16 protein-coding genes are annotated in these 17,591 nt (G+C 57.4%); 7 read left to right on the plus strand and 9 right to left on the minus strand.

The features are described 5' to 3' along the window. Positions 1–230: 230 nt before the first annotated feature. Positions 231–2,054, plus strand: coding sequence for a ribosome-dependent GTPase TypA (gene typA / locus I6L58_RS12970; protein WP_006179110.1), 1,824 nt, complete (start codon positions 231–233; stop codon positions 2,052–2,054). Positions 2,055–2,137: 83 nt separating this feature from the next. On the opposite strand, the gene I6L58_RS12975 is transcribed toward typA, so the two are convergent. From I6L58_RS12975 to yihU, 6 genes are read right to left on the minus strand one after another with little or no spacing between them, the layout of a single operon-like run. Next, entirely contained in the window at positions 2,138–3,562 is a 1,425-nt protein-coding gene (locus tag I6L58_RS12975) for an MFS transporter (RefSeq protein ID WP_088209359.1), read from the minus strand. A 43-nt stretch (positions 3,563–3,605) separates the two neighbouring features. Then, on the minus strand, positions 3,606–4,988 hold the full coding sequence (locus tag I6L58_RS12980) for an MFS transporter (RefSeq protein WP_006179112.1): 1,383 nt from the start codon (positions 4,986–4,988) through the stop codon (positions 3,606–3,608). 45 nt (positions 4,989–5,033) lie between these two features. Further along, on the minus strand, positions 5,034–7,058 hold the full coding sequence (locus I6L58_RS12985) for an alpha-glucosidase (RefSeq protein ID WP_088209360.1): 2,025 nt from the start codon (positions 7,056–7,058) through the stop codon (positions 5,034–5,036). Positions 7,059–7,074: 16 nt separating this feature from the next. Beyond that, complete coding sequence (yihS, locus tag I6L58_RS12990; protein WP_088209361.1) at positions 7,075–8,316, minus strand: sulfoquinovose isomerase; 1,242 nt, start codon at positions 8,314–8,316, stop codon at positions 7,075–7,077. Between the two features lie 14 nt (positions 8,317–8,330). Continuing rightward, the gene (gene yihT / locus I6L58_RS12995; protein ID WP_006179115.1) at positions 8,331–9,206 is read right to left on the minus strand and encodes a sulfofructosephosphate aldolase; all 876 of its coding nucleotides are present in this window, start codon (positions 9,204–9,206) and stop codon (positions 8,331–8,333) included. A gap of 17 nt (positions 9,207–9,223) precedes the next feature. Then, the gene (gene yihU / locus I6L58_RS13000; protein WP_006179116.1) at positions 9,224–10,114 is read right to left on the minus strand and encodes a sulfolactaldehyde 3-reductase; all 891 of its coding nucleotides are present in this window, start codon (positions 10,112–10,114) and stop codon (positions 9,224–9,226) included. A 154-nt stretch (positions 10,115–10,268) separates the two neighbouring features. Here yihU and I6L58_RS13005 point away from each other — a divergent pair, with 154 nt between their 5' ends. The 6 genes from I6L58_RS13005 to fabY all read left to right on the plus strand — a co-directional run bounded on the left by I6L58_RS13005 (position 10,269) and on the right by fabY (position 15,005). Beyond that, on the plus strand, positions 10,269–11,165 hold the full coding sequence (locus I6L58_RS13005) for a sugar kinase (RefSeq protein ID WP_058610703.1): 897 nt from the start codon (positions 10,269–10,271) through the stop codon (positions 11,163–11,165). A gap of 34 nt (positions 11,166–11,199) precedes the next feature. Then, positions 11,200–11,991 carry a DeoR/GlpR family DNA-binding transcription regulator gene (locus tag I6L58_RS13010; RefSeq protein ID WP_042322644.1) on the plus strand — a complete coding sequence of 264 codons (792 nt, stop codon included), beginning with the start codon at positions 11,200–11,202 and terminating at the stop codon, positions 11,989–11,991. 119 nt (positions 11,992–12,110) lie between these two features. After that, complete coding sequence (gene yihX / locus I6L58_RS13015) at positions 12,111–12,710, plus strand: glucose-1-phosphatase (RefSeq protein WP_042322647.1); 600 nt, start codon at positions 12,111–12,113, stop codon at positions 12,708–12,710. Beyond that, positions 12,704–13,585, plus strand: coding sequence for a virulence factor BrkB family protein (locus I6L58_RS13020; protein WP_006179120.1), 882 nt, complete (start codon positions 12,704–12,706; stop codon positions 13,583–13,585). Before yihX ends, I6L58_RS13020 begins: the two co-directional genes overlap by 7 nt. Next, positions 13,582–14,019 (plus strand): D-aminoacyl-tRNA deacylase, encoded by a 438-nt coding sequence (gene dtd / locus I6L58_RS13025; RefSeq protein ID WP_006179121.1) that lies wholly within the window; start codon positions 13,582–13,584, stop codon positions 14,017–14,019. Before I6L58_RS13020 ends, dtd begins: the two co-directional genes overlap by 4 nt. Before the next feature lie 44 nt (positions 14,020–14,063). Next, positions 14,064–15,005, plus strand: a complete 942-nt coding sequence (gene fabY / locus I6L58_RS13030) for a fatty acid biosynthesis protein FabY (protein WP_042322650.1) — start codon at positions 14,064–14,066, stop codon at positions 15,003–15,005. A gap of 123 nt (positions 15,006–15,128) precedes the next feature. Here fabY and fdhE read toward each other — a convergent pair whose 3' ends face one another. From fdhE to fdxH, 3 genes are read right to left on the minus strand one after another with little or no spacing between them, the layout of a single operon-like run. Beyond that, a complete protein-coding gene (gene fdhE / locus I6L58_RS13035; RefSeq protein WP_006179125.1) occupies positions 15,129–16,058 on the minus strand; it encodes a formate dehydrogenase accessory protein FdhE in 930 nt (309 codons plus the stop codon). Then, a complete protein-coding gene (gene fdoI / locus I6L58_RS13040) occupies positions 16,055–16,690 on the minus strand; it encodes a formate dehydrogenase cytochrome b556 subunit (protein ID WP_006179126.1) in 636 nt (211 codons plus the stop codon). The genes fdhE and fdoI overlap by 4 nt, the downstream gene beginning before the upstream one ends. Continuing rightward, complete coding sequence (fdxH, locus tag I6L58_RS13045) at positions 16,687–17,589, minus strand: formate dehydrogenase subunit beta (protein ID WP_006179127.1); 903 nt, start codon at positions 17,587–17,589, stop codon at positions 16,687–16,689. Before fdxH ends, fdoI begins: the two co-directional genes overlap by 4 nt. Between the last annotated feature and the right edge of the window lie 2 nt (positions 17,590–17,591).

Genomic DNA, 17,591 nt, shown 5'->3' on the forward strand with positions numbered 1-17,591 from the left:
GCAAAAGACCTGCACTACAATGGATTTGTTGCACCAGTATAGTGCTTCAATGTGAACATTGAGCACCATATTGGTGCAATTTACGTTAAAGTGCCCTGTTACCGCTCCGTGAAAGCGATCACAAAGCATCTCTGCAATACTTGTTTGCGGGGGATGTTTGTGATCCTGTTTTGTAGTGCGATTAATCCGTGTACAATAACGCGCTATTTCTAAATGCCTGAGGCAAAGTTGTGATCGAAAAATTGCGTAACATCGCCATCATCGCGCACGTTGACCATGGTAAAACTACCCTGGTTGATAAGCTGCTGCAGCAGTCCGGTACGTTTGATGCTCGTGCCGAAACTCAAGAGCGTGTGATGGACTCCAACGATTTGGAGAAAGAGCGTGGGATTACCATCCTCGCCAAAAACACCGCCATCAAATGGAATGACTACCGTATCAACATCGTTGATACCCCAGGCCACGCCGACTTCGGTGGTGAAGTTGAACGTGTAATGTCCATGGTAGACTCCGTTCTGCTGGTCGTTGACGCAATGGATGGCCCAATGCCGCAGACGCGCTTTGTGACCAAAAAGGCGTTTGCCCATGGTCTGAAGCCAATCGTCGTTATCAACAAAGTTGACCGTCCGGGCGCGCGTCCTGACTGGGTTGTAGACCAGGTATTTGACCTGTTCGTTAACCTCGACGCGACCGACGAGCAGCTGGACTTCCCTATCGTTTACGCGTCTGCGCTGAACGGTATCGCAGGTCTGGACCACGAAGATATGGCGGAAGACATGACCCCGCTGTATCAGACGATTGTTGACCGTGTTCCTGCACCAAACGTTGATCTCGACGGCACCCTGCAGATGCAGATCTCTCAGCTCGACTACAACAACTACGTTGGTGTTATCGGCATTGGTCGTATCAAGCGCGGTAAAGTTAAGCCTAACCAGCAGGTCACTATCATCGATAGCGAAGGCAAAACCCGTAACGGTAAAGTGGGCAAAGTGCTGACTCACCTGGGTCTTGAGCGTATCGATAGCGACATCGCTGAAGCGGGCGACATCATTGCCATCACCGGTCTGGGTGAGCTGAACATCTCCGACACCATCTGCGATCCGCAGAATGTTGAAGCGCTGCCAGCCCTGTCCGTTGATGAACCAACCGTATCCATGTTCTTCAACGTCAACACCTCGCCGTTCTGTGGTAAAGAAGGTAAGTTCGTTACCTCTCGTCAGATCCTTGACCGCCTGAACAAAGAGCTGGTGCACAACGTTGCGCTGCGCGTTGAAGAAACCCCAGATGCGGACGCTTTCCGCGTTTCCGGTCGTGGTGAGCTGCACCTGTCAGTTCTGATCGAAAACATGCGTCGTGAAGGTTTCGAGATGGCGGTTTCCCGTCCGAAAGTTATCTTCCGCGAAATCGATGGCCGTAAACAAGAGCCGTTCGAGAACGTAACGCTGGACGTTGAAGAGCAGCATCAGGGTTCTGTCATGCAGGCTCTGGGTGAGCGTAAAGGCGACCTGAAAAATATGAATCCAGATGGTAAAGGCCGCGTACGTCTCGACTACGTGATCCCAAGCCGTGGCCTGATCGGCTTCCGTTCTGAGTTCATGACCATGACCTCTGGTACCGGTCTGCTGTACTCCACCTTCAGCCACTACGACGACGTTCGTCCAGGCGAAGTTGGTCAGCGTAACAACGGCGTTCTGATCTCCAACGGTCAGGGTAAAGCGGTTGCGTTCGCCCTGTTCAGCCTGCAGGACCGCGGTAAGCTGTTCCTGGGCCACGGTGCAGAAGTTTACGAAGGCCAGATCATCGGTATTCACAGTCGTTCTAACGACCTGACTGTAAACTGCCTGACCGGTAAGAAACTGACCAACATGCGTGCGTCCGGTACTGACGAAGCGACGGTTCTGGTTCCACCGATCAAGATGACGCTGGAGCAAGCTCTGGAATTCATCGATGACGACGAACTGGTAGAAGTGACTCCACTGTCTATCCGTATCCGTAAACGTCACCTGACCGAGAACGATCGTAAACGTGCTATGCGCGGTGCGAAAGAAGAGTAATACGGTCTTCCGTAGGCCGGGTTAAGCGTACGCGCCACCCGGCAAGTAAAAAGCCGCTGATCCCTCAGCGGCTTTTTTTATGGCTAAACGCTGGTGGCGGAAACCCGCTTTTCCGGATCGTACGCGGCCATAACTTCCGCTGTTTTTTTCCGTTTGCCGATCTCCTCGATAATAAACGCGAAGCGCGCTTCGTTGAGTTTATAGAAGAGTCCCATGGTCACGGCGGCGATAATCGCCAGGCCGCACGGCCAGAGGAAAATCAGCTGACGCAAGCCGAGCAGCGTACTGGCGCTCTGCACGGCATGAGGAACATACCCAATCTGCGTCAGCATAATGCCCGGCAGGAATCCGGCGAGGGCGGCGGAGATTTTGCGCGAGAAGGTATAGCCGGTATACACCGACCCTTCGGCGCGAATGCCCGTTTTCCATTCGCCGTAATCTACCGTATCCGGCACCAGCGCCCAGTTCAGGCTGTTCACAAACGCCGTGCCGAAAAAGGCCATACAGGAAAAGAGCACGAACAGCAGCGAGCTGGTCCCCCAGAAGAAGTTCAGCACATCGCCTATCGCCCACAGGGCCAGCCCGCCCAGATAGACCGGCTTCTTGCCAAAACGCTTCACCGCACCGGGCACCAGAAACACGCCAATCAGAATGCAGCCCATGCTGAAAAAGCCCATCCACGACAGCAAATGCAGATCGTTGAGCACGTACTGGGTGTAATAGACCTGAATCGCCAGCTTGATGTTAAACGCCGCCAGGGTGCAGAGGTTCGCGATGCACAGCACCAGCAGCGGTGGGTTGCGGAAGATAGCGCAGAATGACTTCAGGATGCCGGGCTTATGGTGATCGGGCGAGATTTCGACATACCGCTCTTTTACGCCGCTGTAGCACCACCACATGCAGAATAAGCCGCCGGTGACAAACACCAGCGCGGCCACCAGATAGCCGAGGGAGGGCTGGCTGACGAACAGCGCCTGAATGGGCATAAAGCCGACGGTGCAGAGTAACAGCCCCACCGTCGCGCCGCCCTGACGCCAGGCCGCAAGCTGCGCCCGTTCGTTCGGGTTTTTGGTGATGGCCGGCACCATCGCACCGTAAGAGCAGTTCATCAGGCTATAGCACAGGCCGAACATCATAAAGAGCACGGTGGCGAGGGCCGTTTTCACCGTCAGGCTAAAATCGTTGGCCATAAACTGCGCCGTGGCAACCAGCGCCACCGGTACGGAGGCATACAGAATGAATGGCCGGAACTTTCCCCTCGCGCCGATATGACGCCGGGAGTCCAGCAGCACCCCGGTCAGCATGTCGGTAAAGGCGGTAAAAAACTTCGCAACCAGAAAAATAATGCCGCCGTAAAAGGCGGGCATACCCAGCTCGTCGGTATAAAACTTCAGCAGATACAGCGTGCCGATACAGAGCATCAGGTTCGAGCCAAAATCGCCCATCCCATAGGCGCACTTCTCGCGCAGGCTCAGCTTCAGGGTTAACGGATCAGGAGTGTGTGTCATGGTCGATCCTCAACGCGCCCCGCAGGGCGCGCGCTCAAGTCATTCAGGCTGTACGTTTGCGCAGTTCAATTTCTTCCACGATGCGCACATACATCTTCTCGTTGAGGTTGTAGAAGCAGCCCATCGCCACGATGGTGATGACCGCCAGCAGGCTCGGGTAGATAAATATCAGCTGCCGTAGCCCTTCAACCGTTCCGTCAGACTGCACCACGTTGGGCACATAGCCGATTTGCGTCAGCATGATCCCCGGGAAAAAGCCCGCCAGCGCCTGGGAAACCTTACGGAAGAAGGTAAACCCGGTATAGACCGTCCCTTCGGAGCGCACGCCGGTGCGCCACTCGCCGTACTCCACGGTATCGGACACCAGCGCCCAGTTCAGGCTGTTCACAAACGCGGAGCCGAAGAACGCCAGGCATGAGAACGCCACAAAGCTCACCGAGCCGCCGCCGAAGAAGTAGTTGAGCAGATCGCCGGCCACCCAAATCATCAGCCCGCTGATGTAGACCTTTTTCTTACCGAAACGACGCACCGCGCCGGGCATCATAAACACGCCGATAAAAATACAGCCCATGCTGAAGAAGCCCATGTACGACAGCAGGATCGGGTCGTTCAAAACGTACTGCGTGTAGTAGACCTGGATGGCGAGTTTGACGTTAAAGGCCCCCAGCGTGCAGAGGTTGGCAATACAGAGGATAAACAGCGGGCGGTTGCCGGCGATGGCGCGAAACGACTGCAGCAGGCCCGGTTTTTGTGCGGGGTTAGCGGGCTGCGCCTCGACGTAGCGCTCGGTCACGCCCTTATAGCACCACCACATAAAGAACAGCCCGAACAACGAGAACAGGGTGGCGGCAAAGATATAGCCCAGCTGATCATTGCCTTCAATCAGGTTCATCACCGGGACAAAGCCGACGGTACACAGCAGCAGACCCAGCGTCGCGCCGCCCTGACGCCAGGCCGCCAGCGCGGCGCGCTCGTCCGGGTTTTTGGTAATGGCGGGCACCATAGCACCGTAAGAGCAGTTCATCATGCTGAAGAACAGGCCGTACAGCATGAACAGCACCGTCGCCATCACCGTTTTGCCGGTCATCTCAAACGGTGTGCCGACGAAGTTTGCAATCGCCAGCAGCGTGACCGGAAACGCCGCATACAGCACGAACGGGCGGAATTTGCCCTTCGGCCCAATCTTGCGCCGGGAATCAAGCATGATCCCGGTACCCATATCGGTAAAGGCGGTAAAGAACTTGGCGATCAGGAAGATAATGCCGCCGTAGGTGCCCGGCAGGCCCAGCACGTCGGTGTAAAATTTCAGCAGGTACAGCGTGCCGATATCCAGCAGGATGTTAGAGCCGAGATCGCCCATCCCGTAGGCGAGTTTTTCTTTAAACGGCAGGCGTAGGGTTGCCGGATCAGAAGTATGTTGACTCATTATTGTTCTCCGTCTGCCCGCAGGTCTCCCTGCGGGCGAGCCTTATCAGATATGACGTAAGGTGCTAAACAGATCTGCCCATTCGCTTTGCTGGCGATAGAACACCGGCGGTTTGCCGAGCGGGGCTTCAACGGTCACATCACCGCCCTGACAGGTTTCTCCCGTCCAGGCATTCACCCAGGTGTCCTGTGGCAGGTACAGGGTCCAGTCGGTGCGGCCCTCTTCGTGAACGGGTGCCACCAGCAGATCGCGGCCGAACAGGTACTGATACTTCAGCGTGTAGGCGCGCGCGTCGTCTTCGTAGTGCAGGAACAGCGGACGCATCACCGGCAGGCCCGTTTTAGCGTTCTGCGCAACCGCGGCTTTGATATACGGCTTGAGCGTGGTGAAGACCCTGGTCATCCGCGCGAAGTGGGCGATGGTTTCGGCGTCGGCGTCGAACTGCCAGTTATCGCCAGGGCGATTGCCTTCGTGGGTACGCATCATCGGCGTGAAGGCGCTGAAATCGCACCAGCGCAGCAGCAGCTCTTTGCTGCGCTTCATCCCGAACAGCGTGGTATAACCGCCGATATCGCTGTGGTGCAGGCCGTGGCCGGTCATCGCCAGCGAGAGCGCCGCGGGAACAACCGAGGCCAGGCCGTCGTCGAGGCTCCAGTCGACGTTCTGATCGCCAGCCCACATCATCACCGAGTGCTTCTGGCTGCCGGTATAGCCCGCGCGCATAAAGAACAGGATCTCACCGAGTTTGCCGGTCTCCTCCAGCGCCTCGTAGTTACATTTCGCCCACAGTGCAGGCCAGGCGTTATGCATAATTTCCGCGCTTACGCCGTTATGCAGGAAGGTGTCGGTCGGCAGATACTCGCCGAAATCGGCCATCCAGCCGCCGCAGCCCAGTTCGATCAGGTTCTTTTTGATGACCTCTTTGTACCAGTCATAGGCTTCGGGGTTGGTCAGGTCGATAACGCCCGCGTAAAACTCGCCGAATTCGACGTGATAATCCTTACCCTCGGCGTTTTTGGTCAGATAGCCGCGTTTCGCTGCTTCTTCGCACAGATCGCGATCGCTGGCGACGTACGGGTTGATGTAGGAGAGGAACTGCACGCCCTCCTGCTTCCATTGCGGAATGCGGGTATCCAGCTGCGGATAAAGCTCGCTGTTCCACTTCCAGTTCCACATCACGCGTTTGCCGAAGGAGGTCATGCGAATGCCGGACCAGTCCTGCGCCCAGATACCGTTCACCTTCACGCCGCCGTTACGCATGGCGTCGAGCTTCTGCTGACACACGTCGGTGCCGCCCTGAATGCCGAGCGTCACGCCATCATAAACCCAGTCCGGCAGTTCCGGCTGACGGCCCAGCAGGGCGGTGAGTTTTTCCAGCAGATCGACATAGGTTTCTGCACATTCGAAGCGCAGCGTGGCGTTATCTTCCCAGAAGGCCAGCTCATGGTAGCCCGGCGCGCTGAAGTCGAAATTCATGTAGCAGCTGTTATCGACGTGGCAGTAGTACTTTTGAGTGCTCACAAAGGTGGGCTGCGGGAAGAAGGTCCAGTAGTAGTCGCCCCCGGCGTTCTCTTTACAGTCGGCCTGCCAGGTCACGTAAGTTTGCTTGTTACGGCCCACGCCCTGCTCGCTGGTCCACAGCGGGAACGGCTTGCCGCGCAGGTCAAAGTAGGAGAACTGCTCCCCGCAGCCGTAGATATGATCCTCTGGCTGCGCTGCCAGCCGCAGCCAGATGCGGTTATGGCTGGTGGCGTCATTTTGCAGCTTGAGTTCCAGGCGACCTTCTGCATCCACACCGATCCGCAGCGTGGCGCTCACCGTGTCGCCGCGGGTGAAGCGGATCGCCCAGCCCGCGTCTTGCTGCGTAACCGTAGCCTCGGTCAGCGCGATCTTCTCATTGAGGTTATCTTTGATGCTGAAGTTGCCGCGAAACATCTCAATATCCGCCTCACCCGCACCGATCCACAGGCAGGGCGCATCGGCGGAGTGGGACACAATCAGGCGATCCTGCCAGCGCAGGGTGAAACCTGTTTCAGTATTCTTTAAATCAATATCATGTAGGGTACGCATATAAACTCCGTTTTTATTATTTAGCCAGGCTGTCCAGCAAACCGGCGGCTACGGCAGGGGCTAAGCCCGGTGCCAGCGGCAGGCGGGGGATCACCAGGCAGTGCAGCAGATGATAGATATCCTGCTTGCCGTCCCAGACTTTGGTGGTCACTTCGTTATGGATGTCCAGCTCCTGCCACCACGACCCGTTTTCGTAATCCATCAGGTATTTGATGCAGTAATCCCACCACGTCTGATACCACGTCTCGTACTGCGCCTCGCCGGTGACCGTATAGAGCGCATAGGCCGTGCCCATCGCCTCGACGATCGGCCAGCGCACGCGTTCGCGCACGATAGGCTTGCCGTCCCAGCCCACGGAGTAGACAAAACCATCGGCCCCGTCGGGCGCCCAGGCGTCGCGGATGGTGGCGTGGAACAAGCCTTTCGCATCTTCCAGCAGCCACGCTGGCGGTGTTTCAAAGCGCGCTTCCAGCGCGGCGTGCAGGTGCAGCATCAGGCGGCCCCACTCGATCCAGTGGCCCGGCGTGCCGCCGTAGGCGCGGAAGCGGTGGGCGGGGTTATCGATGTTGTAATCGCGGATCGGGTTCCAGTGAATGTCGAAATGCTCGTTAACGCGATAATCTCCCTTGCGCGCCACGTCGTGAATAATCACCGAGGCAATGCGCAAGGCGCGGTCGAGCCATTTACGATCGTGCGTCACGTCATAGACGATCAGGAAGGCTTCCACGGCGTGCATATTGGCGTTACCGCCGCGGTAATCTTCGGTCTTGCTGAATGCTTCATCCCAGGATTCGAGGCACATCTGCTCCTCTTCGCTCCAGAAATAGCGCTCGATCACTGCAATCGCCTCGTCGAGAAGCGGGCGCGCCTGTGGGTGGCCGGTGGTTACAGCGCTTGCCGCACCCAGCAGCACGAAGAAGTGCTGATAACCCTGCTTGGAGGCGTCGACCACGCCCTCGTCGTTAACGCAGGCGTACCAGCCGCCGTGCTGGCTGTCGCGCAGCGGGCCGTTCAGGGCGTTGATGCCGTGCTCAACCAGCGCATACGCGCCGGGACGCCCCATATTGGCGGCAACGGCGTAAACGTGCAGCATGCGGGCGGTGATCCACAGGTGGGTGCCCATATCGCTACGCACCTGGCCGTTATTGCCCAGCCAGCCGAAGCCGGTCGGCACAGCGGCGTTTTTACCGAAATCGAGAATGCGGTCAGTCTCTTGCTCAAGCCAGCGGTTGTGGCTCAGGGTGTTAAACCATTTCATGTTCAGGTCCTTTCTTAACGGCGTGCCATCATTTCGTCGACGATCTCACCCAAACGCTGCAATTTCGGTACAGAAATATCGCGAAGCATCATTTCGGTGTCCGGCAGACCCACCACCGATGACCAGACGGCCCGACCAGCGAGGAAACCGGATGCGCCCGCCTGCATGGCAACCTGTACCGCGCGGGGGAAGAGTTTGTCGTCCACGCCGGAGGAGAGGATCACCCACGGCATGGCGATGTTCTCGTTCAGCTTCTGCGAGGCGGTCAGCAGCGCCTGCTGAGAACCTTTGCCGAACAGGGGCATCTCCACCTTGTAGAGATCGGCACCGCTGTCGCCGAGCTCCTTTGCCGCCTCGATAATCGCCTGTTCGCGATTAAAGGTGGCCCCGCGACGCGGCGGGCGAACAACGGGCTCGATAATGCTCAGCAATCCGTTGTCGTGACACAGCTGGTTAAACGCCTTCACCATCTCCAGACGCTGCTGCGGATCTTCATCGCTGCGCCAGAGCACCAGCAGTTTCAGCGCCTTGCCGCCGTCGCGTTTAACCGCCTGTGCGTCGATATTTTTATCAATCACCACGCTGTCGACCGGAATACCGTTCCCCGGAATAAACTCGTCGGCGGCCACAATCATTGCGCAGCTTTTGGCCACCGCCTGCTGCTCGACAATCTGGCGATAGCAAAACTGCTGGTCGACCAGGATCGCAGAGGCATACGGCGAGAGAATTTTGGCCGCGTTGACCTTAAAATCGGTCAGGTGTTGGTCGCTGACCGGCACCGGGGCACCCGCCGCGGCAAACATCAGGCGCATCGCCTCGCGCTGGTCAACGGCCAGCATTGCAAAACCGCCGGAAGGCCGGGTGATATCGTTCAGGGTGTACGTCGTCATTTCTCAATCCTTTCCTGTCAGTGTGTTTTTTTCAGCCCGGCGGATGCGCGAACCTGTTCAAGAATGGCCGTCCAGTCTTCGCGCCCGCGTCCGGCGGCGCGCGCCTGGTTGTAGACCTCACGCGAGGCGGCACCCAGCGGCATCGGGACGTGCAGTTGGTTTGCGACATCCAGGGCGATCCCCAGATCTTTATGCGCCAGGTCGATCATGAACGCGGGCGTAAGATCGCCTTTCAGCACCTTGTTCGGCCAGGAGGTGGTGAAGTGGCCTTTACCCGCTGGCGTACCGCTCATCACCTTCAGCGCGACATCGAAGGAGAGGCCGAGCGCTTCACACAGCACGGCCGCCTCGGCGGAAAGCGCGTTGAGGGCGATGCTCATGTAGTTGTTGATAAGCTTCACGCGGATCCCCATGCCCGGGCCGCCCGCGTTGACCAGTTCGTTGCCCATCGCCATCAGCACCGGGGTGGCGCGCTCAACCTGCTGCGCCGTGCCGCCCGCCAGCAGGAGTAATGTCCCGGCGATGGCATGGTCGGAGGTGCGTCCGACGGGAACATCCATCATGCTGAAACCTAACTCAGCCATTTCGCCGATCAGGGCGTCGGTTTGCAGCGGGTGAATAGTGGACATATCAATGACCAGCGCGTCGCGGGATAATCCTTCACACACGCCCAGCTCGCCAAACAGCACCGAGCGCACCAGGTCGCCATTTGGCAGCATGGTGATGACAAACTCGGCCCCTCTTGCTGCCTGTTCAGGCGTTTCTGCTGCCTGCGCACCGCAGTCAACCAGCGCCTGTACGGCCTGCGGGTTCACGTCGAAGACGCGAAGCGAATGGTCGTGCTTCAGCAGATTCTTCGCCATTGGCGCGCCCATCTGCCCTAAACCGATAAATGCGATTGCTGACATCTCTCTCTCCTGTCACATCGTGTCAAGTATTGCGCGTTTTTGTTGTCTGTTTTTGATCGTATTTGTAATTTATGGTCAAAAAATTGACACGGGTCACTTTTTAAACATTTGGTGAAATTAAAATGAGAGCATCAAAAACGCATAAGGATTGACCATGACTCGCATCGTTTGTGTCGGCATTACCGTGCTGGATCGCATCTGGTATCTCGATGATTTGCCGAAAGAAGGGGGGAAATATGTCGCTCAAAACTATACGGAAGTGGGCGGTGGCCCGGCGGCTACGGCGGCGGTGGCGGCAGCGAAACTCGGGGCAAGCGTGGACTTTATTGGCCGGGTGGGTGATGACGATACCGGCAACCGACTGCTCGCGGAGCTGGAGTCCCTGGGGGTGAAGACGCGTTTTACCCGCGTGGTGAAGGGGGCGCGTTCTTCGCAATCGGCGGTTCTGGTGGATGCGAAAGGGGAGCGGATTATCGCTAACTACCCCAGCCCTGACCTTCCGCCAGACGCGGACTGGCTTGCGGATATCGATTTTTCACAGTGGGATATGGTGCTGGCGGACGTGCGCTGGCACGACGGCGCAAAGCAGGCGTTCACCCTTGCGCGCCAGCAGGGGGTGCCAACCCTGCTTGATGCGGATGTCACGCCGCAGGACATTGCTGAGCTGATTGCGCTAAGCGACCATGCGGCCTTTTCCGCACCGGGCCTGCGGCGTTTAGCGCAGCGGGAGGAGACGGAGGAGGCGCTCAATAAAGCACAAACGCTCACAAACGGTCACGTCTACGTTACGCAGGGCAGTGAAGGGTGCTACTGGCTGGAGAACGGACAGCTTTGCCATCAGCCGGGATTCAGCGTGGACGTTGTGGATACCACGGGCGCGGGGGATGTTTTTCACGGTGCGCTGGCGGTCAGCCTGGCGCAGCGCGCGCCTGCACAGGACGCCGTGCGCTTTGCCAGTGCGGTCGCGGCGCTGAAGTGTACCCGCCCCGGCGGACGTGCGGGGATCCCTGACTGTGATCAAACCCGCTCTTTCTTGTCACTTTTTGTATAAAATGCTCAATGTGATGGTTTTCAAAGGACAACCCATGAGCCTTACCGAATTGACCGGTAACCCGCGTCACGATCGGCTGCTTACGCTTATCGCCGAACGTGGCTATATGAACATCGATGAACTGGCGCAGCTGCTGGATGTCTCGACGCAGACGATACGACGGGATATTCGTAAGCTGAGCGAGCAGGGGCTGATCACGCGTCATCACGGTGGCGCAGGGCGGGCGTCAAGCGTGGTCAACACGGCCTTTGAACAGCGCGAAGTCTCCCTGACGGAAGAGAAGCGGGCCATTGCCGAAGCCATAGCCGATTACATTCCCGATGGGTCTACCGTGTTTATCACCATTGGTACAACGGTGGAGCACGTTGCGCGGGCGTTGTTAAACCATAACCACCTGCGCATCATCACCAACAGCCTGCGGGTGGCGCACATTCTCTACAAAAATCCGCGCTTTGAGGTGATGGTGCCGGGCGGGACGTTACGCCCGCATAACGGGGGCATCATCGGCGCTGCCGCCACGGCGTTCGTCTCGGGCTTTCGGGCGGATTACCTGGTCACCAGCGTCGGGGCGATTGAGCAGGACGGTGCGATGATGGAGTTTGATGTCAACGAGGCCAGCGTGGTGAAAACGATGATGGCCCACGCCCGACACATTTTGCTGGCGGCCGATCACACCAAGTACCACGCCTCGGCTGCGGTCGAGATTGGCAACGTGGCACAGGCGACGGCGCTCTTCACCGACGAAGGTCCGGGTGCCGCGCTGCAAAACTATCTCAAATCCAGCAAAGTCGAGGTGGTGGTCGTTAACGACCACGTGCCGGGTTAATTCCTTTCACGGCCCGACGGTGTGGTCGGGTTGTGCCTTTCCCGAAGCTGAATCTGGCGCATAGCCAAACCTTATCTTTCCCGCTACAGTTACTTTTCCACGGCGAAAAGGAGATAAACATGCTTTATATCTTTGACTTAGGAAATGTAATCGTCGATATCGATTTTAATCGAGTGCTGGGCGCATGGAGCGATTTTAGCCGTGTACCGCTGGCGACGATAAAACAGAATTTTAAGATGGGTGAGACTTTCCATCAGCACGAGCGCGGTGAAATCAGCGACGAAGAGTTCGCTGAGCGTCTCAGCCATGAAATGGATCTGCCGTTAAGCTATGAGCAGTTTTCTCACGGCTGGCAGGCGGTATTTGTGGCGATCCGCCCGGAAGTGATCGCGATCATGCAAAAACTGCGCGAGCAGGGGCACCGTGTGGTGGTCCTGTCGAACACCAACCGCCTGCATACCACATTCTGGCCTGATGAGTACCCTGAGATCCAGACTGCTGCAGACAAAATCTACCTGTCTCAGGAGATGGGCATGCGCAAACCGGAAGCGCGGATCTATCAGGCCGTGCTGCAATCGGAAGGTTTCACTGCCGCCGATGCGGTCTTTTTCGACGACAATGCCGATAATATAGAAGGCGCTAACCAGCTAGGCATCACCTCTATTCTGGTGACCGGAAAAGAGACGATACCGGACTACTTTGCGAAGCAGTTATGCTAAAAACCGTTCATCAAAAAGCCACGCACCACACGCGTCCGCTGCGTGCGTGGCTGAAACTCCTCTGGCACCGCATTGATGAGGACAACATGACCACGCTGGCGGGTAATCTCGCCTATGTGTCGTTGCTTTCGCTCGTGCCGCTGGTGGCCGTTATTTTTGCACTGTTTTCCGCCTTCCCCATGTTTTCGGACGTCAGCCTGCAGCTTCGCCATTTCGTGTTTGCGAACTTCATTCCGGCAACGGGCGATGTGATTCAGAACTACATCGAGCAGTTCGTTGCCAACTCCAGCAAAATGACCGCTGTCGGCGCATGCGGGCTGATCGTCACGGCGCTGCTGCTGATGTACTCCATTGATAGCGCGCTTAACGCGATCTGGCGCAGCAAAAAGGTTCGCCCCAAGGTTTACTCCTTTGCCGTGTACTGGATGATTTTGACGCTGGGTCCGCTGCTGGCGGGGGCCAGTCTGGCCATCAGCTCGTATCTCCTTTCACTGCGCTGGGCGAGCGATCTCAACACTGTGATTGATAACGTTTTGCGCATCTTCCCGCTGATTTTATCGTGGCTGTCGTTCTGGCTGCTTTACAGTGTCGTTCCTACGACGCGCGTGCCAAACCGCGATGCGGTTGTTGGGGCGCTGGTGGCGGCTGTGCTCTTTGAATTGGGCAAAAAAGGCTTTGCCCTTTACATCACGATGTTCCCGTCTTACCAGTTGATTTACGGCGTGCTGGCGGTGATCCCCATTTTGTTTGTCTGGGTTTACTGGACCTGGTGTATCGTCTTGCTAGGCGCCGAAATAACTGTCACTCTCGGGGTCTACCGCGAACTCAAACAAGAAGCACTGGCTGAAAAACAACGAGAAGCAGACCAACCATGATTGCATTGATTCAACGCGTAACCCGTGCCAGCGTCACCGTGGAGGGTGAGGTGACGGGTGAAATTGGCCCGGGACTTTTGGTGTTGTTAGGTGTCGAAAAGGATGACGACGAACAAAAGGCTAATCGCCTGTGCGAGCGCGTGCTGGGCTACCGTATCTTCAGCGATGCCGAAGGTAAGATGAACCTGAACGTTCAGCAGGCGGGTGGCAGCGTGCTGGTCGTTTCCCAGTTTACGCTGGCAGCTGATACCGAACGCGGCATGCGCCCGGGCTTTTCCAGAGGCGCTGCGCCCGATCGTGCTGAAGCGCTTTATGAATACTTTGTTGAACGTTGTCGCCAACAGGACATGCATACGCAAACCGGACGATTCGCTGCAGATATGCAGGTCTCGCTGGTGAACGATGGCCCCGTCACCTTCTGGCTGCAGGTATGAGCCAGCTGGCGGCGTGGCCGCGGTTAACAAGAGAGAGTACACCTATGTATCACCTTCGAGTACCGCAAACGGAAGAAGAGTTAGAGGTCTACTACCAGTTCCGCTGGGAAATGCTGCGCAAGCCGTTACATCAACCGAAAGGTTCAGAGCGCGACGCCTGGGACGCCATGGCGCACCATCAGATGGTGGTCGATGAAGAGGGCAACCTGGTCGCTGTCGGACGTTTGTATATCAATGCTGATAACGAGGCCTCCATCCGGTTTATGGCGGTGCATCCCTCCGTTCAGGACAAGGGGCTGGGAACGCTGATGGCGATGACCCTGGAGTCCGTCGCGCGTCAGGAAGGGGTAAAGCGCGTGACCTGTAGCGCCCGCGAAGACGCCGTGGAGTTCTTCGCCAAGCTCGGTTTTGTTAATCAGGGCGAAATCGCCGCGCCGCAAACCACGCCAATCCGCCACTTTCTGATGATCAAACCTATCGCCACCCTGGACGATATTCTGCACCGTGCCGACTGGTGCGGACAGCTGCAGCAGGCCTGGTATCAGCACATTCCGCTCAGCGAAAAGATGGGCGTGCGTATCCAGCAGTACACCGGACAAAAATTCATCACCACCATGCCGGAAACCGGCAACCAGAATCCCCACCACACGCTGTTTGCCGGCAGCTTGTTCTCGCTGGCGACGCTCACCGGCTGGGGGCTGATCTGGCTGATGCTGCGCGAGCGTCATCTCGGTGGCACCATCATCCTGGCGGATGCCCATATTCGCTACAGCGCCCCTATCAGCGGTAAGCCAGGCGCGGTGGCCGACCTGGGTGCCCTCGGCGGCGATCTCGACCGCCTGGCGCGAGGCCGCAAGGCGCGCGTGCAGATGCAGGTCGAGCTCTTCGGCGATGATACTCCGGGAGCGGTGTTTGAAGGGACGTATATCGTTCTGCCCGCCAGGCCCTATGGCGCGTTTGAAGAGGGCGGGAACGAGGAAGAGTAGTCTTTTAAAAATTGCTCGTGAATTTCACGAAATACTCAGGATTGTTCGGGGATCGCTGGAGAGGGTACACCTTATCACCTGTAGGCCGGGCAAGCCTGTGCCGCCCGGCGCTATTACAGCAAACTACTCCCCTTCGCCCGGGAACAGGAACGGGTTGATAGAGCTACGGGCAAAGCCCTCCTGCTCCATTTTGGCGTCCAGAATCAGCGAGGCGAGATCGTCCGCCACGGCTTCGACTTTCGGGTCTTTTTCCTGATACAGAATCTTCAGGTAAGTCCCGCAGTCGCCGCAGCTTTCGGCTTTCACCGCCGCGTCTTCGTTTTCCAGCGACCAGTAGTTGAGATCGCGGGTCTGCTCGCAGTTGCTGCACTTCACACGCACCACGTGCCACTCGGTTTCACACAGGTTGCAGTGCAGGTAGCGCAGCCCCTGGGTAGTACCGATCTGCACCATGCTGGTGACCGGCATTGAGCCGCACACCGGGCAGAACTGACGCGCTTCGCCGTATTCGGCGCGGGCTTTGCCTGGGATCAGGCTTGCCATTTGTGCCCAGTAGAGCGACAGCGCAGCCCAGATAAACGGCGCTTTGTCGCTGCTGACCTGCGAGAAGTCGGAAGCAAACAGCGCGCTCGCCATCTCTTCCAGCTCCATGTCAGAGGCTTTTTCCAGATTTTCAATCACCGCCAGCGCGGTGCCGCTCATCTCCGGCTTCAGCTCGGCAATCAGCGAATGCAGCAGCCTGTGCCAGTGTTTATCACGCGGCAGCACGTGAATATCCAGCGGCGGTTTGCCTTGCGCATTGGCTTCTTTAATGCGCGCGGTCAGGTCGATTTGCAGCGGGTGGTCGTACAGCACCACTTCCTGTGCGTGCGCGATGAGCGCGGCAAAACGCAGAAAATCGCCCAGCGGGTTATTCTCTGCCAGCTCGCGCAGACGCTCTGCGCGGCGGTTATAGAGGTTCTTGAGTCTGGGGAATAACAACGGCGGAATGTAATCCGCCGTGCGTTTCTCGCTCGAACCCAGCTCATCTTGCGGGATTATGCGAATACTCATTCAGATGACTTTTCCTGTTTCTGGCGGACTTCACGGTACCAGCGCGGGTGATGTTTCTTCGCCCACGTCTTTGTAACCCATCCTTCCACCATCGCGGTAATGGTGCCTTTAACCCAAAGGGCGGCGTAAATATGCACCATGATAACCACAATTAACGCCACTGCGGCAAATGAATGCAGCATCAGCGCGAATCGGATCACCGGGATTGAGAAAGCAGGCGCAAAATACGGACGCCAGATGATCACGCCGCTGACCAGCAACAGGACCAGGAAGATAATCGCCGCCCAGAATACGCATTTCTGGCCGAAGTTATAACGCCCGGTGTCACCCACTTCCTCGTTGACGACGATCTTACGAATATTCTTCGCCCAAAAGATATCATCCCGATTGATTAGATTATGGTGCCAGTATCGGAAAAACATGATGATGAACGACGCGAACATGATGACGCCAACAAACGGGTGCAGTATACGCGCCAGCTGCGGTGTCCCCATGATCTGCATCAGCCAGTTGAAGGACGGGAAGAAGAATCCCAGCCCGCTTATCGCCGCCAGCATGAAGCAGAAGGCGGTGACCCAGTGGTTGATGCGTTCCGGCGCGGTATAGCGCACGATGGTGTCACGTCTTTTCATTTGCGCACCTCGTCTTTCTCTTCATGCAGGTTATCGTCTTCCTCTTCCGCACGGTTCGGACCAACACCGACGTAGTGGAAGATGCTCGCGGCGAAGGTAGCAGCAAAACCGACCGCTGCCAGCGGTTTCCAGATGCCTTTCCAGAACTTCACGGTAGCGCTGATTTCCGGATTCTCCGGCAGGCCGTGATACAGATTCGGCTTGTCGGCGTGGTGCAGTACGTACATGACGTGCGTCCCACCCACTCCGGACGGATCGTACAGGCCTGCGTTATCGTAACCACGGGTTTTCAGCTCGCCCACGCGTTCTGCCGCCAGCGTTTTCATATCCTCTTTGGAGCCAAAGTGGATTGCACCGGTCGGGCAGGTCTTCACGCATGCCGGTTCCTGGCCGACGTTCACGCGGTCAACGCACAGCGTACATTTATAGACGCGGTTGTCTTCCGGGTTCAGACGCGGCACGTCGAACGGACAGCCCGCAATGCAGTAGCCGCAGCCAATGCACTGCTCGGACTGGAAGTCGACGATGCCGTTAGCATACTGAATGATCGCCCCTTCCGACGGGCACGCCTTCAGGCAGCCCGGGTCCGCGCAGTGCATACAGCCGTCTTTGCGGATCAGCCATTCCAGCTTGTCGTTCTGCTCCACTTCCGAGAAACGCATCACCGTCCAGGACTTGGCGGTCAGATCTGCCGGGTTATCGTACACCCCGACGTTATGACCCACTTCGTCACGGATGTCGTTCCACTCAGAACAGGCCACCTGACAGGCTTTACAGCCGATACAGGTGGTCACGTCGATAAGCTTCGCCACTTCCTGCTGGTGGTCCCGCGCCTGAGGCGCGGGCGTGAAACTGTTAGTCGCGGAACGACGGATAATGTCTTGAGATTGATAAGCCATAG

The organism is Enterobacter cancerogenus (assembly GCF_019047785.1).
GTDB classification, from domain to species: Bacteria; Pseudomonadota; Gammaproteobacteria; order Enterobacterales; family Enterobacteriaceae; genus Enterobacter; species Enterobacter cancerogenus.

Coding starts and splice junctions, on each gene's coding strand:
- I6L58_RS12975 (WP_088209359.1), bottom strand. CDS start 3,562: ATGACACACACTCCTGATCCGTTAACCCTGAAGCTGAGCCTGCGCGAG.
- dtd (WP_006179121.1), top strand. CDS start 13,582: ATGATTGCATTGATTCAACGCGTAACCCGTGCCAGCGTCACCGTGGAG.
- fdoI (WP_006179126.1), bottom strand. CDS start 16,690: ATGAAAAGACGTGACACCATCGTGCGCTATACCGCGCCGGAACGCATC.
- I6L58_RS13005 (WP_058610703.1), top strand. CDS start 10,269: ATGACTCGCATCGTTTGTGTCGGCATTACCGTGCTGGATCGCATCTGG.
- yihX (WP_042322647.1), top strand. CDS start 12,111: ATGCTTTATATCTTTGACTTAGGAAATGTAATCGTCGATATCGATTTT.
- fdhE (WP_006179125.1), bottom strand. CDS start 16,058: ATGAGTATTCGCATAATCCCGCAAGATGAGCTGGGTTCGAGCGAGAAA.
- fdxH (WP_006179127.1), bottom strand. CDS start 17,589: ATGGCTTATCAATCTCAAGACATTATCCGTCGTTCCGCGACTAACAGT.
- yihT (WP_006179115.1), bottom strand. CDS start 9,206: ATGACGACGTACACCCTGAACGATATCACCCGGCCTTCCGGCGGTTTT.
- I6L58_RS13010 (WP_042322644.1), top strand. CDS start 11,200: ATGAGCCTTACCGAATTGACCGGTAACCCGCGTCACGATCGGCTGCTT.
- yihU (WP_006179116.1), bottom strand. CDS start 10,114: ATGTCAGCAATCGCATTTATCGGTTTAGGGCAGATGGGCGCGCCAATG.
- I6L58_RS12985 (WP_088209360.1), bottom strand. CDS start 7,058: ATGCGTACCCTACATGATATTGATTTAAAGAATACTGAAACAGGTTTC.
- yihS (WP_088209361.1), bottom strand. CDS start 8,316: ATGAAATGGTTTAACACCCTGAGCCACAACCGCTGGCTTGAGCAAGAG.
- fabY (WP_042322650.1), top strand. CDS start 14,064: ATGTATCACCTTCGAGTACCGCAAACGGAAGAAGAGTTAGAGGTCTAC.
- I6L58_RS12980 (WP_006179112.1), bottom strand. CDS start 4,988: ATGAGTCAACATACTTCTGATCCGGCAACCCTACGCCTGCCGTTTAAA.
- I6L58_RS13020 (WP_006179120.1), top strand. CDS start 12,704: ATGCTAAAAACCGTTCATCAAAAAGCCACGCACCACACGCGTCCGCTG.